General features: G+C 74.4%; 12 protein-coding genes. 4 read left to right on the top strand and 8 right to left on the bottom strand.

Going from position 1 to position 14,464, the window contains the following annotated elements; translation table 11 throughout:
• Positions 1 to 165: 165 nt before the first annotated feature.
• Positions 166 to 945 (top strand): DeoR/GlpR family DNA-binding transcription regulator, encoded by a 780-nt coding sequence (locus AC3IYJ_RS05140; RefSeq protein ID WP_489400156.1) that lies wholly within the window; start codon positions 166 to 168, stop codon positions 943 to 945.
• A 52-nt stretch (positions 946 to 997) separates the two neighbouring features.
• On the opposite strand, the gene AC3IYJ_RS05145 is transcribed toward AC3IYJ_RS05140, so the two are convergent.
• The 3 genes from AC3IYJ_RS05145 to tdh all read right to left on the bottom strand — a co-directional run bounded on the left by AC3IYJ_RS05145 (position 998) and on the right by tdh (position 4,432).
• Positions 998 to 1,912: a LysR family transcriptional regulator gene (locus AC3IYJ_RS05145; RefSeq protein ID WP_489400157.1), complete on the bottom strand. Its 915-nt coding sequence runs from the start codon at positions 1,910 to 1,912 to the stop codon at positions 998 to 1,000.
• A 79-nt stretch (positions 1,913 to 1,991) separates the two neighbouring features.
• A complete protein-coding gene (locus AC3IYJ_RS05150) occupies positions 1,992 to 3,185 on the bottom strand; it encodes a glycine C-acetyltransferase (protein ID WP_489400158.1) in 1,194 nt (397 codons plus the stop codon).
• A gap of 218 nt (positions 3,186 to 3,403) precedes the next feature.
• Positions 3,404 to 4,432, bottom strand: coding sequence for an L-threonine 3-dehydrogenase (tdh, locus tag AC3IYJ_RS05155; RefSeq protein ID WP_489400159.1), 1,029 nt, complete (start codon positions 4,430 to 4,432; stop codon positions 3,404 to 3,406).
• Positions 4,433 to 4,645: 213 nt separating this feature from the next.
• On the opposite strand from tdh, the gene AC3IYJ_RS05160 reads away from it, so the two are divergent.
• Complete coding sequence (locus tag AC3IYJ_RS05160; protein WP_489400160.1) at positions 4,646 to 5,557, top strand: alpha/beta hydrolase fold domain-containing protein; 912 nt, start codon at positions 4,646 to 4,648, stop codon at positions 5,555 to 5,557.
• 38 nt (positions 5,558 to 5,595) lie between these two features.
• Here the strand turns inward: AC3IYJ_RS05160 and AC3IYJ_RS05165 are convergent, their stop codons facing one another.
• The 5 genes from AC3IYJ_RS05165 to AC3IYJ_RS05185 form a co-directional block, all read right to left on the bottom strand.
• Positions 5,596 to 6,300, bottom strand: a complete 705-nt coding sequence (locus AC3IYJ_RS05165) for a class I SAM-dependent methyltransferase (protein WP_489400161.1) — start codon at positions 6,298 to 6,300, stop codon at positions 5,596 to 5,598.
• Between the two features lie 78 nt (positions 6,301 to 6,378).
• Complete coding sequence (locus AC3IYJ_RS05170; protein ID WP_489400162.1) at positions 6,379 to 6,780, bottom strand: helix-turn-helix domain-containing protein; 402 nt, start codon at positions 6,778 to 6,780, stop codon at positions 6,379 to 6,381.
• Positions 6,777 to 8,942, bottom strand: a complete 2,166-nt coding sequence (gene feoB, locus AC3IYJ_RS05175; protein WP_489400163.1) for a ferrous iron transport protein B — start codon at positions 8,940 to 8,942, stop codon at positions 6,777 to 6,779. The genes AC3IYJ_RS05170 and feoB overlap by 4 nt, the downstream gene beginning before the upstream one ends.
• Positions 8,939 to 9,166 (bottom strand): FeoA family protein, encoded by a 228-nt coding sequence (locus AC3IYJ_RS05180; protein WP_330294984.1) that lies wholly within the window; start codon positions 9,164 to 9,166, stop codon positions 8,939 to 8,941. The genes feoB and AC3IYJ_RS05180 overlap by 4 nt, the downstream gene beginning before the upstream one ends.
• A gap of 218 nt (positions 9,167 to 9,384) precedes the next feature.
• Positions 9,385 to 10,311, bottom strand: a complete 927-nt coding sequence (locus AC3IYJ_RS05185) for a LysR family transcriptional regulator (protein ID WP_489400164.1) — start codon at positions 10,309 to 10,311, stop codon at positions 9,385 to 9,387.
• A 126-nt stretch (positions 10,312 to 10,437) separates the two neighbouring features.
• On the opposite strand from AC3IYJ_RS05185, the gene AC3IYJ_RS05190 reads away from it, so the two are divergent.
• Both AC3IYJ_RS05190 and AC3IYJ_RS05195 read left to right on the top strand, forming a co-directional pair.
• Positions 10,438 to 11,898 carry an MFS transporter gene (locus AC3IYJ_RS05190; RefSeq protein WP_489400165.1) on the top strand — a complete coding sequence of 487 codons (1,461 nt, stop codon included), beginning with the start codon at positions 10,438 to 10,440 and terminating at the stop codon, positions 11,896 to 11,898.
• A gap of 334 nt (positions 11,899 to 12,232) precedes the next feature.
• The gene (locus AC3IYJ_RS05195; RefSeq protein ID WP_489400166.1) at positions 12,233 to 14,446 is read left to right on the top strand and encodes a SpoIIE family protein phosphatase; all 2,214 of its coding nucleotides are present in this window, start codon (positions 12,233 to 12,235) and stop codon (positions 14,444 to 14,446) included.
• Positions 14,447 to 14,464: the final 18 nt, after the last annotated feature.

The raw sequence follows: 14,464 nt of genomic DNA on the forward strand, positions 1-14,464 counted from the left end.
CCTGAATGCGTGTTCTTGCAAGATAGTGGGCTCTTTCGCGCAACTTCAAGCATCTCGGGGATGATCTCCTGCGTTAATGTCGATACGCAGGCCGCCGTGCGTCGGCGTGTAGGCCAAGAGAGACCATCGAAGCGAACAGTGAAGCGAATACCGAAGGGGCGGCCGATGACCCGCAAGGAACGCTGGCAGACACTGCTGGACCTGCTGGTGGAGCGGGGCGAGCTGGAAGTGGAACCCGCCGCGGAGGCCCTCGGCGTGTCCGCCGCCACCATCCGCCGCGACCTCGACCAGCTCGCCGAACAGCAGCTGCTGGTCCGCACCCGCGGCGGAGCGGTCATGCACGGGGTCTCGTACGAACTCCCCCTGCGCTACCGCACCTCGCGCCGGGCCGCCGAGAAGAGCCGCATCAGCGAGACGGTCGCCGCGCTGATCGTGCCGGGCGAGGTGATCGGCCTGACCGGCGGCACCACGACCACCGAGGTGGCCAGGGCGCTGGCCGCCCGCCCCGACCTCGCCACCGGCTCCCCCGCCCTCACCGTGGTCACCAACGCCCTCAACATCGCGGGCGAGCTGGTCATCAGACCGCAGTTCAAGATCGTGCTGACGGGCGGCGTGGCCCGGCCCCAGTCCTACGAGCTCACCGGCCCGCTCGCCATGGAGGTGCTCGGGCAGCTCTCCGTGGACACCGCCGTGGTCGGCGTGGACGCCTTCGACCCGGCCGACGGGGCCGCCACCCGCCACGAGGACGAGGCCGCCATGAACCGCTTGCTCTGCGAGCGGGCCCGGCGGGTGGTGATCGCGGCCGACTCCAGCAAGCTGGGCGTCCGCGCCTTCGCCCGGATCGTCGCCACCGACGCCGTGGACGTCCTGGTGACGGACACCGGGCTGTCCCCGGCGGTCGCCGAGGCCTTCGAGGCGGCCGGCGTGGAGGTCATCCGGGCCTGATCGCGCCCGGAGCGCCCGGAGCGCCCGGCCCCGCGGCCGACGCGGCCCGCGCTCAGTGCGCCGGGAGCCGGTCCGCCTCGCGGGCCAGGGCGGCCAGGACCGGGGCGATCAGCGGATGCGTTTCGGCTCCGCGCCGGGTCGCGGCGAAGACCCGGCGGGTCGCCGCCGGGCCGGCCACCGGGCGGACCCGGACTTCCTTGAGCTCCATGCCGCGCAGCGCCGAGCGCGGCACGAGCGCGACCCCGGCGCCCGCGCCGACCAGCGCGACCACGGCCCTGAAGTCGTCGGAGGAGTGCACCAACCGGGGCTGGAATCCGGCCAGTTCGCAGGCGAGCTGCATCACGTCGTGGCAGGGGTTGCCGGGGTACTGGCCCACCCAGTCCGAGTCGGAGAGGTCCGCCAGCGACACCTCGGGCAGGTCGCCGAGCGGGTGCCCGGCGGGGAGGACCGCGTCGAAGGGTTCCGCGTACAGCGGGAGCACCGAGAGCCGGCCGTCGCCCGGACCCGGGGCGCCCCGGTACTCGACGGCCAGCGCCAGGTCCGCCTCGCCGTCGAGCAGCAGCGGGAGGCTCTGGTCGCCCTCCGCGTCGCGCACGCGCAGCCGGATCCCGGGATGGTCCACGGCGAGCCGGGCGATGGCCGGAGCCAGCACCTCGGCGATGCCGGTGGCGAAGGCGGCCACGGTGACCTCGCCCGCCGAGCCGCCCGCGTAGGCGGCGAGTTCCGCTTCGGCCCGCTCCAGCTGCGCCAGCACCTCGTGGGCGTGCCCGAGCAGGATCTCTCCGGCGGCGGTGAGCCGTACGCCCCGGCCGCTGCGGGTCAGCAGCGAGTGCCCGGTCTCCTGCTCCAGCGCCGCGAGCTGCTGGGAGACGGCGGAGGGGGTGAGGTACAGGGCTGCGGCCGCGGCGGTCACCGTACGGTGGTCCGCCACGGCCCGCAGGATGCGCAGCCGGCGGGGGTCGATCACCCTGCCATTCTCGCAGCCCGCGGGGACCACGCGGTCCGGGCGGGTCGGAGCCCCCGGCCGGGGGTCAGGCCTAGGCCCGTCAGGACGCCAGCGCCGCCCGCGCGTCGATGAACGCGGCCACCGCGCGCTCCACGTCCGCCGTGGAGTGGGCGGCCGAGAGCTGGACGCGGATACGGGCCGCGCCCATCGGGACCACCGGGTAGGAGAAGCCGATCACGTAGACCCCGCGCTCCAGCAGCAGCTCCGCCATCTTCGCCGCCTCCGCCGCGTCACCGATCATCACGGGCGCGATGGCGTGGTCGCCGGGCAGGATCTCGAAGCCCGCCTCGGTCATCTTCGTGCGGAAGAGCTTGGTGTTCGCGGCGAGCTGGTCGCGCAGGTCACCGGCCGACTCCAGCAGGTCGAGGACCTTGAGCGAGGCCGCCGCGATGACCGGGGCGAGGGAGTTCGAGAACAGGTACGGGCGCGAGCGCTGGCGCAGCAGCTCGACGATCTCGGTGCGCGCGGCGACGTAACCGCCCGAGGCGCCGCCCAGCGCCTTGCCCAGGGTGCCGGTGATGATGTCGACGCGGTCCATGACCCCGTGCAGTTCGGGGGTGCCTCGGCCGCCGGGGCCGACGAAGCCGACGGCGTGCGAGTCGTCGACCATGACCATGGCGTCGTAGCGGTCGGCCAGGTCGCAGATCTCGGCGAGCGGGGCGACGTAGCCGTCCATGGAGAACACGCCGTCGGTCACGATCAGGCGGCGGCGGGCGTCCTGGGACTCCTTGAGCCGGGTCTCCAGCTCGGCCAGGTCGCGGTTGGCGTAGCGCAGGCGGCGGGCCTTGGAGAGGCGGATGCCGTCGATGATCGAGGCGTGGTTGAGGGCGTCGGAGATGACTGCGTCCTCGGGGCCGAGGAGGGTCTCGAAGACTCCGCCGTTGGCGTCGAAGCAGGAGGAGTAGAGAATCGTGTCCTCCTGGCCGAGGAAGGCGGAGAGCCGCGCCTCCAGCTCCTTGTGCACCTCCTGCGTACCGCAGATGAAGCGCACGGAGGCCATGCCGTAGCCCCAGCGGTCGAGTGCTTCCTTGGCGGCGGTGACGACCTCGGGGTGGTCGGCGAGGCCGAGGTAGTTGTTGGCGCAGAAGTTGAGGACCTCACCGGCCGTGCCGCCCGAGGTCACGGCGACCGCGGCGTTCTGCGGGGTGCCGATGACGCGCTCGGGCTTGTGCAGCCCGGCGGCGCGGATCTCGTCGAGGGTGGCGCGGAAGTCCTCGCGGACGGTCTCGAACATGTGCGGTGCTCTCTTTCTCCTGGTGCGGCGGAGGGAGGGGGCCGGGCCCCGCGGAGGGGGGAGGGTGTGCGGGGCCCGGCCATGGGGAGGTGGCTTGCTGAGGCTGGGGAGGCGGCTTGTCGGCACTGGGGCCGACGCTGGGACCGGAACTGGGTCCGCGGCTGGGACCGGAACTGGGTCCGTGGCCGGGACCGGAAACGGGTCCGTGGCCGGGGCGGTTACGCCGTCCAGTCCAGGATGATCTTCCCGCTGCGCGCGGTGGCGGCCTCGTCGAAGGCGGCCTCGAAGTCCCCGTAGGCGTAGCGGCCGGTGATGACGGGGCTGAGGTCGAGCCCGCCCTCCAGCAGCACGGTCATCGCGTACCAGGTCTCGAACATCTCGCGGCCGTAGATGCCCTTGATGGTGATCATCGAGGTGACGACCTTGGCCCAGTCGACCGCGAACTCCTGCGCCGGCAGGCCCAGCATCGCGATCTTGCCGCCGTGCGTCATGTTGTCGATCATGTCGCGCATCGCCTCGCCGCGGCCGGACATCTCCAGGCCGACGTCGAAGCCCTCGCGCAGGCCCAGCTGCGCCTGCGCGTCGGCGATCGTCGCCTTCGAGACGTCCAGCGCGAGCGTGGCGCCCGCCTTGCGGGCGATCTCCAGGCGCTCCGGGCTGACGTCGGTGATCACCACGTTGCGCGCGCCCGCGTGCCGGGCCACGGCCGCCGCCATGATGCCGATCGGGCCCGCGCCGGTGATCAGCACGTCCTCGCCGACCAGCGGGAAGGAGAGCGCCGTGTGCACGGCGTTGCCGAACGGGTCGAAGATCGCCGCGACGTCGAGGTCGACCTTGGTCCGGTGCACCCACACGTTCTGCGCGGGCAGGACCACGTACTCGGCGAAGGCGCCGTCGCGGCCGACCCCGAGGCCGACCGTGCTGCGGCACAGGTGGCGGCGCCCGGCCAGGCAGTTGCGGCACGTCCCGCACACCAGGTGGCCCTCGCCGCTGACCAGCGCGCCGACCTCGATGCCGGTGACGCCCGCGCCGAGCGCGGCCACCTCTCCGACGAACTCGTGACCGAGCACGAGCGGGGTCTTGACGGCGCCCTGCGCCCAGCCGTCCCAGGAGCGGATGTGCAGGTCCGTCCCGCAGATGCCGGTGCGCAGCACCTTGATCAGCACGTCGCCGGGGCCGTACTCGGGCTCGGGAACGTCCATGAGCCACAGCCCGGGCTCGGCCTTGTGCTTGACGAGTGCCTTCATGGGGGTGGCTCCAGGCATGCGGAAGGAAGCGCTACGGGGCGTGCGGGCCCGGCAGCGTGGTGACGGTCACCAATCTGCCGACCTGCGGGGTGATCAGTCCATCGAGGATTTCTTAAGCGGGTCCACAGGGCAGCTTCACGCCTATGCTCCTCAGGTGTCGGGCAGGGGACGGACCGGTGAGCGGTCCGGGCCGGGAACGGGGAGGTGAGGGGCGTGCCGAGTCTGCGCAGCAGGGCGCTTTCGGCCGCGCTGATCGCGGCGGGGCGGCGAAGACGGTTCGCGAGTGCCGAGGCGGTCCGGACCCGGGTGGCCGAATCGGCCCGCCGGCCGGCCTCCCATCTGCCGCCGCATTCGCTGGGCCGGGTCGCGGAGGTCTCGCGGACCTTCGTCGGAGCCTGGCCGGTGTACGACGTCTCGCCGCTCGGGGCCGAACCGGCCGCCCGGGTGCTGTACGTGCACGGCGGCGGGTACGTGGGCGAGCTGGTCCGCCCGCACTGGGCCCTGATCCGGACCCTGGTGACGCGGGCCCGCGCCCGGATCGTCGTACCGGCGTACATTCTGGCCCCGCGCGGAACCGCCGACCGGACCGTCCCGGTCGCCGCCGATCTGCTCAGCGGCCTGATCGCGAGCGGCGGGGCGGGCGGCACCGTGCTCGTCGGGGACTCGGCCGGCGCCGGGCTGGCCCTGGCGGCGGCCCAGCGGCTGCGCGACCGCACCGGGGCGCAGCCGTCCCGGATCGTGCTGATCTCGCCCTGGCTGGACCTGTCCATGAGCCATCCCGACCAGGCCGCCATCGAGCCGGACGACCCGATGCTGGCCCGTCCCGGGCTTCTGGAGGCCGGGCGGCTGTACGCGGGCAACCTGGCCGCCGACGACCCCCGGGTGAGCCCGCTGCACGGATCGTTCGCGGGGCTGGCCCCGCTGACGGTGTTCACGGGCACCCGGGATCTCCTGACGACCGACAGCCGCGAGCTGCTGCGGCGGGCCCGCGCGGACGGCGCCGAGGTGGAGTTCCACGAGGAACCGGGGCTGCCGCACGGGTACCCGCTGATGCCGCTTCCGGAGGGCCGGGCGGCACGCGACCGGATCGTGGAGCTGATCCGCGCGACGGCGTCGGAGACCTGACCGGCAGGATCCGGGACGGACGGCCCGGGGCCCGTCGGTCAGGCAACGCAGTTCATCAGGGACCCGACGGGGGCGGTGCGGTAGCGGGACCAGTAGGTCTCGTCGCGGGTCGCGCACGCCGGGGGTGTCCTGGTCGGCTGCCAGGAGACGGTCGCGAAGCCGGCGTCGGCGGCGGCCTCGGCGAAGTCGGCGTGCGCCCATTCGCGGCACTCGAAGGGCACCGGCGGATCGGTCTCCAGCCGGGCCCGGAGCAGGGGCGCGTCCCCGCCCGGAGCCCGCTCCACGACGCTGATCCCGTACGGCGACCAGTCCGCGTACGGGAAGGCGCCCGGGTTCGGCACGATGGCCAGGAGCCGTCCGCCGGGGCGCAGGCCCGCCCGGACGGCCCGGAACATGGCGTGCAGGGCCGTCCGGTCGTGGGCCTGGTTGAACAGGTAGACGGCGGTGGCCAGGTCGAAGGGGCCCAGCTCCGACATCCCGGCCGCGTCGTCGAGGAGGACGTACTCGACGGGGGCCCCGCTCGCCCGCGCCCGCCGGATCCGTTCGGGGCAGCTGTCGACGCCCACGGTGCGGCGGGCTCCCCCGCTCGCCAGCATCCGGGTGGTGCCTCCGTGTCCGCAGGCGAGGTCGATCGTGTCCAGGCCGCGCACCCCGCCGAGCGCGTCGAGCGCGGTGCGCAGGGTGAAGGCGTCGGCCAGCGAGAAGGCCACCGGGGGCGTTGAGGTGTCGTACTGCTGTCGCATGCCCGCAAGCCTGCCCGTGCGCACCGTCCGGAGACGGCCCCGGCGCGGGACCTCCCCCGGACGGGGGAGGCGTTCGGGTCAGTCGGTACGGCGTACGGGGCGTACGGGGCTTGCCGGGCTCACGGGACCCGGGGGATCCGCGGCGCGTACGGGGCTCAGCGCGACCAGCGCCGGCCGCGCCGGTACGGAACCACTGGGGCAGGTGTTGCAGGAACGCGAGGCGAAGAAGCAGCCCGAGCAGTCGGGGGCGCCGAGCTCCTCGCGCCGCAGACGGCCCTTGCGGACCCAGTACGCGGCGAGGTCCGCCGCCTCGGCCCGGCCGATGCCCAGCCGATCGGCGATCTGCGCGAGCCCCTCGCCGGGGGCGGCCTCCTCGAAGGCGCGCAGCAGCCTGCGCAGCATGCTCGGCTCGTGCCCCGTGGAAGCCCGGGGGCTCCCTCCGGTCCCGTCGGTCCCGCTGACCCCGCTGACCCCGCTCACCACACCAGCCTCGCGATCTGGAAGACCCCGACGGCCAGCAGCCAGGCCGCGGCCAGCTGGATGCCGAAGCCGATGACGGTCAGCCGCGTGCCGATCTCGGCCCGTTGCGCGGCCAGGGTGGCCATGCAGGGGGTGTAGGCGAGGATGAAGACCAGGAAGGCGAGCGCAGCCGCCCGCCCGTGGCCTCCGGAGGATTCGTCGAAGGTGGCCTGCAGGCTCGTGGTGAGTTTCGGGTCGCCGTCCTCCTGTGCCGAATAGGTCTGGGCGAGGGTGGAGATCACGCCCTCCTTGGCGATCAGCCCGGTGCCGAGCGCGGCCGTGGCGTGCCAGTCGCCGAATCCGGCCGGGGCCACGACGGGCGCGGCCGCGCGGGTGACCGTACCGAACACGCTCTGCTCCACGTCCACCTTGCCGAAGCCGCCCGACCCCGTGCCGGACGGGATCGCCATCAGCAGCCAGACGGCGGCCGCGGTGGCCACGATGATCCCGCCCGCGGTGCGCAGGAAGGCGCCGAGCCGCTGGCGGACCTGGGCGCCGGTGACCCGCACGGTGGGCAGCCGGTACGGGGGCAGTTCCAGGACCAGGGGTTCCTCCTTCATGTCCCTGAAGAGCAGGGGCCGCAGGATCAGGCCCATGCCGACCACCAGCAGCACGGAGGCGACGTAGAGGAAGAACACGACGGTGCCGGAGTTCGATCCGAAGAAGACGCCCGCGATCATCACGTAGACGGCGAGCCGGGCCGTGCAGCTCATGTACGGGATCAGCAGGCCGACCAGCAGCCGGTGCTGGTGCCGGTTCAGGATGCGGGTGCCGGCCAGCGCGGGGACGTTGCAGCCGAAGCCGACGACGAGGGGGAGGAAGGCCCGGCCGGGCAGGCGCAGGGTGCGCATCAGGCGGTCGGCGACGAAGGCGGCGCGGGCGAAGTAGCCGGAGTCCTCCAGCAGGGCCAGCAGCACGAACATGATGATCATCAGGGGGACGAACGTGAGCAGCTGGCCCACCCCGTTGATCAGGCCGTCCACCAGCAGCCCCGTCAGCCAGCCCGGTGCGTGAACGGCCTCCAGGAGCCGCTCGGCCCCGCCGCTGACGGGCCCGGAGACGAAGTCGCCGAGGCCGTCCTGGAGGGGTTTCGCCAGGACTGTGGTGGCCTGGAAGACGCCCCACATCACGGCGAGGAAGAACGGGATCCCGAAGGTCCGGGACAGCAGCAGCCGGTCCACCCGGTCGGTGAGGGTGGGCCGGGCCTGTACAGGGCGGGGCGCGGCGCGCTCGATGACGGCGTGCGCCCAGGCGTAGCGGGCCTCGGCCACGAGCAGCTCGGCGTCGGTGTCGGCCTCCTCCGCGGCGGCGGCGAGGCGGTCCGCGGCCGCCACCGCCCGCTCGGCCAGAGCGGCCGGGACGCCGGGCGGCTGCTCCCCGCAGAGCAGGCTGACGGCCAGCCACCGCGCCGGGTGCGAGGTCCGCGCGGCCGCCTCGCGGGCCGACTCGGCCAGTGCGTCCAGCTCGGCGGCCACCGGCGAACCGGCCGCCCAGCCGGACCGCGAAGGCGAGGGCGAGGGCGAGGGCGAGGGCGAGGGTGAGGGTGACGGTGGCGGTGACGGTGACGTGTCCAGTACGTCGACCACGGCGTCGGCGAGCCGGTCCAGCCCGGTTCCGCTGCGCCCCTCCACCGCCACGACGGGCAGCGCCAGCTCACGGGCCAGCGCGCCGGGGTCGGGGGCCGAGCCGCGCCGGGCGGCGACATCGGTCATGGTGAGCGCGATGACGACGGGGATGTCGGTGTCGAGGATCTGCGAGAGCAGGTACAGGTTGCGGGCCGGGTTTGCCGCGTCGAGGGCGAACACCACCGCGTCGGGCCGTTCTCCGGGCCGCGCGGTCAGGACGTCGCGCACCAGCGCCTCGTCCGGGGAGTCGGGCAGCAGGCTGTAGGAGCCGGGCAGGTCGGCGATGCGCAGCAGGCGGCCGCCGGGGGTGCGCCAGTCGCCCTGGGCCACGGAGACCGTCTTGCCCGGCCAGTTGCCGACGCGCTGGTGGGCGCCGGTGAGGGCGTTGAACAGGGTCGACTTGCCGACATTGGGGTTGCCGACCAGGGCGACGACCGGTGTGCCGGTCCCCCGGTCCAGGGTGGCCGCCCGGGCGCCCTCGGCGCCGTGGCAGCTCATCGGCCGCACCTCAGCCGGCCGGCGGTGCGGGAGTCCAGCGCGACCCGGGTGTCCCCGAGCCCGACGAGCAGGCCTCCGGTGGCACCCCGGGCTATCACGGTGACGTCGGCGCCCGGCACGAAGCCGAACTCCAGCAGTCGGCGCCGGCTTCCGCCGGCCTGGCCGGGGTCGATCCCCGTGATGCGTACGGTCGTCCCGGGACGGCTGTCGTTGAGCGACGGCACCGGACCTCCTTCTTCGGTTCTACTTAGGCAAACCTAAGCAGTCGGAGGTGGTCCGACAGCCGGGCAAAGTCCCCGATCCGCAGGGACTTTCGGCCCCCGGGGTCCCGACCCGTCCTGGGCCGATCGGCCGGTTCGGCCCCGGGCGGCGGGGCTCCGCCCGCGGCTCGGCGGACCCCGCCCCACCCCCCGTCCCCACCCCACATCCCTACGCCCCGTCCCTACGCCCGCGCCTCCGTCGGCGTCAGAGCGCGGGCGCAGTCGCGCAGCCAGGCGTGTGCGGGATCGGCGTCGTGGCGCGGGTGCCAGGCCATGCCGAAGGGCAGCGGTGGCAGTTCGAGGGGGATCTCGAAGACCTCCAGCCCCAACTGCGCGGCGAGCGGCGCGGCCTGGCCGGTGATCAGGCCCACGAGGTCGCTCTCGCGGAGGACGAAGAGGGAGGTCGGAAAAGTGCCGACGCTCCCCACCACCCGCCGGGTGAGACCCAGTCCGGCGAGCGCCGTGTCCACCGGGCCCTCCAGGCGGCCGCGCCGGGAGGCGATCAGGTGCTGGGCCGCGGCGAACCGCCGCGCGGTGAGCCGCCCGCGCAGCAGGGGGTGCCCGGGGCGTGCGACGGCCATCATGTGCTCGTCGGCGAGGTGTTCGGTCCGCACCTCCGGCGAACGCGTGTCGATCATGCCCAGTTCCAGATCGGCCACGCCCTCGCGCAGCGCCGGCACGTCGATGTGGCTCTCCGCCAGGAAGCGCAGCCGCACCCCCGGCGCCTCCCGGGCGACCCGGCCGAAGAGGGCGGCGCCGTAGACGGCGGTGAAGGACTCGTTGGCCAGCACGGTGAAGGTGCGGGTCAGGGTCGTCAGGTCCAGCCGGCCGCCGGCCAGGAAGAGCGCGCGGGCCCGTTCCACGACCGCCCTGACCTCGACCTGGATCGCGAGGGCGTGCGGGGTGGGGACCATGGTGCGGCCGGCGCGGACCAGCACGGGATCGCCGAGCGCCTTGCGGATCCGGCCGAGGGCACGGCTCATCGCGGGCTCGGACAGGTGCAGTCGGGCGGCCGCCCGGGACACGCTCGACTCCTCCAGGAGGACGTCGAGGGCGAGGAGCAGGTTCAGGTCGAGGCCGGAGGCCGCTCCCGATTGCGTCATGTGCATGGATCCCTTGCATAACTTGCACTGGAAAGCAGGTCATGCCGACCCTACGGTGAGAACGGGACGCGGTCCGACGGCACCGTCACCGCCCCACTCCCCCATCCTGCCCACCGACTCCGAGGAGGAGCCGTGCTCCGCCATGCCCTCAAGAAGCGGGAACCCGCCGCCACACCCTCCGGCGCACCCGCACCCGGACTCACCCGCGCCGCCCTGCTGGTCCTGTGCGCCTGCGTCCTGGTCGCCCAGGCCATGGTCGCCGCCGTCAACCTGCTGATCCCACAGCTCGCCGCCTCCCCCCTGCACCCCACCCCCGAGCAGCTGCTGTGGACGGTCGACGCCTACGTCATCGTCTTCGCCGCGCTGCTGATCCCGGCGGGCGCCCTCGGCGACCGCTACGGCCGCAAGGGTGCCCTGCTCGCCGGGCTCCTCCTGTTCGCGGCGGGCGGCGCGCTCAGCGCGCTCTGCACCGGGCCGGCCCTGCTGATCGCCGGGCGCGGGCTGTGCGGGGCGGGCGCGGCCCTGATCATGCCCGCCACGATGTCGGTCCTGATCCACCTGTCCCCGCCCGAGCGGCGCGGGCAGGCGCTGGCCACCTGGACCCTGTCGGCCGGCCTCGGGGGCCTGGCGGGCAATGTCGGCGGCGGCCTCGCCGGGCAGTTCCTGACCTGGCGGGCCCTGTTCTGGGCCGTGGTCCCGCTCGGAGCGCTGCTCGCGCTGGCCGTCGCCCGCACGGTGCCCCGTACGCCCGCACGCCGCGACACCTCCGTGGACCCGGCCGGGGCGGCCCTGCTCGCGGGGGCGCTCCTCGCAGTCGTCCACGCGATCATCGAGGGGCCGTCGTACGGCTGGGGATCGGTGCGGGTGCTGTCCTCCTTCGGCGCGGGTGCGGCCCTGCTGGCCGCCTTCACCGTTTACGGTCTGCGCGCCGCCCGCCCGCTGCTGGATCCGCGGATCTTCGCCTCGCGCAGGCTGCGGGCCGGCGCGCTCGGCATCGGCGCGGCCTTCTTCGGACTGTTCTCGCTGTTCTTCGTCAACGCCCAGTACCTGCAGTACGCGAAGGGCTTCTCCCCTGCCCAGACGGGCTTCGCGATCGTGCCGCTGACCGTGGGCATGGCCCTGGTGCCCAAGTACGGCGCCCGCCTCCAGGAGCGGACCGGTCCCCGGCTGCCCGTCGGGGCCGGGATCGGCCTGATCGGCGGCGGACTGCTGCTGGTGTCCACCGCCGACGCGGACACCCCGTACGCCCTCTACGCGCTCTACCTGCTCGTGCTGTCGGTCGGCACCGGGCTGTGCGCGCCCGCGCTGACCCTGACGGTGGTCGCCGAGCTGCCCGCGCACCAGGCCGGGCTGGGCTCCGGGGTGAACACCGCGGCCCGCGAGATCGGCGCGGCCCTCGGGGTGGCGGTGGTCGGCACGGTCCTCGCCTCCCGTTTCCACGGGGTGCCGCAGGACGCCGCGCAGGTCACGGCCTTCACGGACGCCATGGGCACGGCCCTGCGCACGGTGGCCGCGGTACTGCTGGTGGCGGGGGCCGCGGTGGTGGCGGGCTACCGGGACCGCGCGGGGGCCGCCACCCGTTCGTCGGCCTGACCTTCGAGGGCGAAACCGTCTTCGATCTGCTGGTCCCCGCCGTGCGGGCCGGACTCCACCGACCGGATGCTCAGGCCCAGTTCGGATCTGAGCATGCGCGCGGTGGAGCTGGTGCCCACCAGTCCGTGCCGGGCGACGGCACGGTGGTTGCTGCGTGTGTCACGAGAGCGATCATCGCCCGAAGCCAATGCGGGGGGATCGCGCCCGGCATTGCGGTGTTGAATTCAACGCGCCGTCCGTCGCACGGTGCGCGGGGACCGCCCTGAGGGGCCTGCGCGCGGGCCCTGCGCTCGGGCCGTGTGCGGGGGCCGGGTCCCGGGCGCATCCTGAAGGGGTGACGGCGAGACCGGACATCGGCGGCCCCGCCGAAGACACCGCGGCCCGGGTGCTCGCGCGGGCCGCCCTGGATGCCGTGGTGGCCGCCGGCGGGTACGCGGGCGGGGTCTACCTGCGCTCCGGCACCGAAGGCCTGCTGCGGATGGCCGTCCTGACCGGGATTCCGGGGCCGCTGTTCCGGCCCTGGTGGCGGATGCACGCGAACCGGCCCTATCCGGTCGCGGAGGCCTACCGCTCGGGGCAGTCCGTGCACCTGCCCGACGCGGAATCGGCGATGCGGCGCTTCCCCCAGCTGATGGCCGGGCTGCCGTTCCCCTTCGGCTCGCTGTACGAGCCGGTGGCCCTCGGGCCGGAGCGCTACGGGGTCCTCGTGGTGCTGCGCCCCGCGACGCCCGGGATCCCGGTCTCTGCGGGCGACCGGGCGCGGCTGCGCGCGGTGGCCGACCGGCTGGCCGGGGAGCTGGCGCAGCTCGCCGCGGGCGGGGCGCCGGTGACCTGGGAGGGCGACCCGGTGTGCGTGGGCGGGCCCGCCGGATCCGCGGGGCCGGACGCACCCGAACGCGACGGGGACCGCGACGGCGCCCGCGCGGTCGTGGACCGGCTGGAGCAGGCCGTCCTGTCCGTGGACCGGCGGGGCACGATCGGGTTCGTGAACTCCGCCGCCCGCAGCGGCGCGGCCGGCACCCTGCTCGGGGCCGAGGACGGACCGGAGCTGACCGGGCGGACGCTGTGGGAGGCCCTGCCCTGGCTCGGGCACCCGGCGTACGAAGACCACTTCCGGGCCGTGTACCTGGCCCCCGAACCGGTGTACTTCCAGGCCCGGCACGGCCGTCAGGAGCCCGGGGAATGGCTGTCGGTGGGCCTGCACCCCGGAACCGACGGGATCACCGTCACCATCGGATCCGCCGAACCGCCCCCGTACACGCCCGAGTCGGTGATGCGGCCCGGCGGCGGGCTCGGCTCCCCCGGCCTCGGCTCGCCCGCCGACCGGGCCTCGGCCCTGTACCGGCCGGTGGCCCTCGCGATCGCGCTGACCGAGGCGGTGACGGCCCGCCAGGTGTCGGCGGTGGTGACCGAGGAGCTGCTCCCGGCCTTCGGCGGACGCCAGTTGGCGATCTACCTGCTGGGCGAGGGGCATCTGCACCTGGCGTGGGAGACCGGCTTCCCGAAGGGGTTCCTCGACCGGTTCGACGGGGTCGCGCTGGACACCCGGCTGCCCGGGGTGGAAACCCTCACCTCGGGCCGGCCGCTGTTCTTCGAGTCGATGGAGCGCCTGGCCGACGCCTACCCGGGGATCCCCCTGGACGCCCACCTCGGCGCCCGTGCCTTCCTTCCGCTGATCGCCTCCGGCCGCCCGGTCGGCTCGTGCATCCTCGGGTTCGACGCCCCGCGCGGATTCAGCCCGGAGGAGCGTACGGTGCTCACGGCGCTCGCCGGCCTCATCGCCCAGGCCCTGGAACGGGCGCGGCGCTACGACAGCGAGGCGGAGCTGGCCCGGGGACTCCAGGCGGCGCTGCTGCCGCACCGGCTGCCGGTCCACGAGCAGGTGGTCACGGTGGGCCGCTACCTGCCCGGCACCGCGGGCATGGACGTGGGCGGCGACTGGTACGACGTGATCGAGGCGGACGGCGGATGCCTCGCGCTGGTCATCGGCGACGTACAGGGCCACGGCGTGGCGGCCGCGGCCACCATGGGCCAACTGCGCAGCGCCGTACGGGCCTTCACTCTCGGAGGCGGCACCCCGGAGCAGGTGATGCGGGGCACGAACCGGCTGCTCATCGGCCTCGACCCCGGGCAGTTCGCCAGTTGCTGCTACGTACTGCTCGACCCGGCGACGGGCCGCGCGCACGCCGTCCGGGCCGGTCACCCCCAGCCGCTGCTTCGGCAGCCGGGCGGCCGGACCGAGGTGCTGGACCTGCCGGGCGGGGTGGTGCTCGGCGTGGACGCCGAGGCCGACTATCCGGTCACCGAGCTCCGGTTCGAGCCGGGGGCGGTGCTCGCCCTGTACACGGACGGGCTGGTGGAGACCCCGGGCACCGACATCGACATCGGGGTGGACCGGCTGCGGGCCGCGCTGACCGCGGCCGGTCCCGGCCCGCTGACGGAGACGGCGGACCGGCTGGTGGCCGAGGCCGGGAACGCCACCGACCGGCCGGACGACATCGCCCTGCTGCTGGCGTCCCGGACCGGGACCGGGCGCGCAGCCCCGTAGGACCGCGCGCCCCTCCGG

Source organism: Streptomyces sp. GL_140 (genome assembly GCF_057834465.1).

Coding starts and splice junctions, on each gene's coding strand:
- AC3IYJ_RS05140 (WP_489400156.1), top strand. CDS start 166: ATGACCCGCAAGGAACGCTGGCAGACACTGCTGGACCTGCTGGTGGAG.
- AC3IYJ_RS05150 (WP_489400158.1), bottom strand. CDS start 3,185: ATGTTCGAGACCGTCCGCGAGGACTTCCGCGCCACCCTCGACGAGATC.
- tdh (WP_489400159.1), bottom strand. CDS start 4,432: ATGAAGGCACTCGTCAAGCACAAGGCCGAGCCCGGGCTGTGGCTCATG.
- AC3IYJ_RS05165 (WP_489400161.1), bottom strand. CDS start 6,300: ATGCGACAGCAGTACGACACCTCAACGCCCCCGGTGGCCTTCTCGCTG.
- feoB (WP_489400163.1), bottom strand. CDS start 8,942: ATGAGCTGCCACGGCGCCGAGGGCGCCCGGGCGGCCACCCTGGACCGG.
- AC3IYJ_RS05185 (WP_489400164.1), bottom strand. CDS start 10,311: ATGCACATGACGCAATCGGGAGCGGCCTCCGGCCTCGACCTGAACCTG.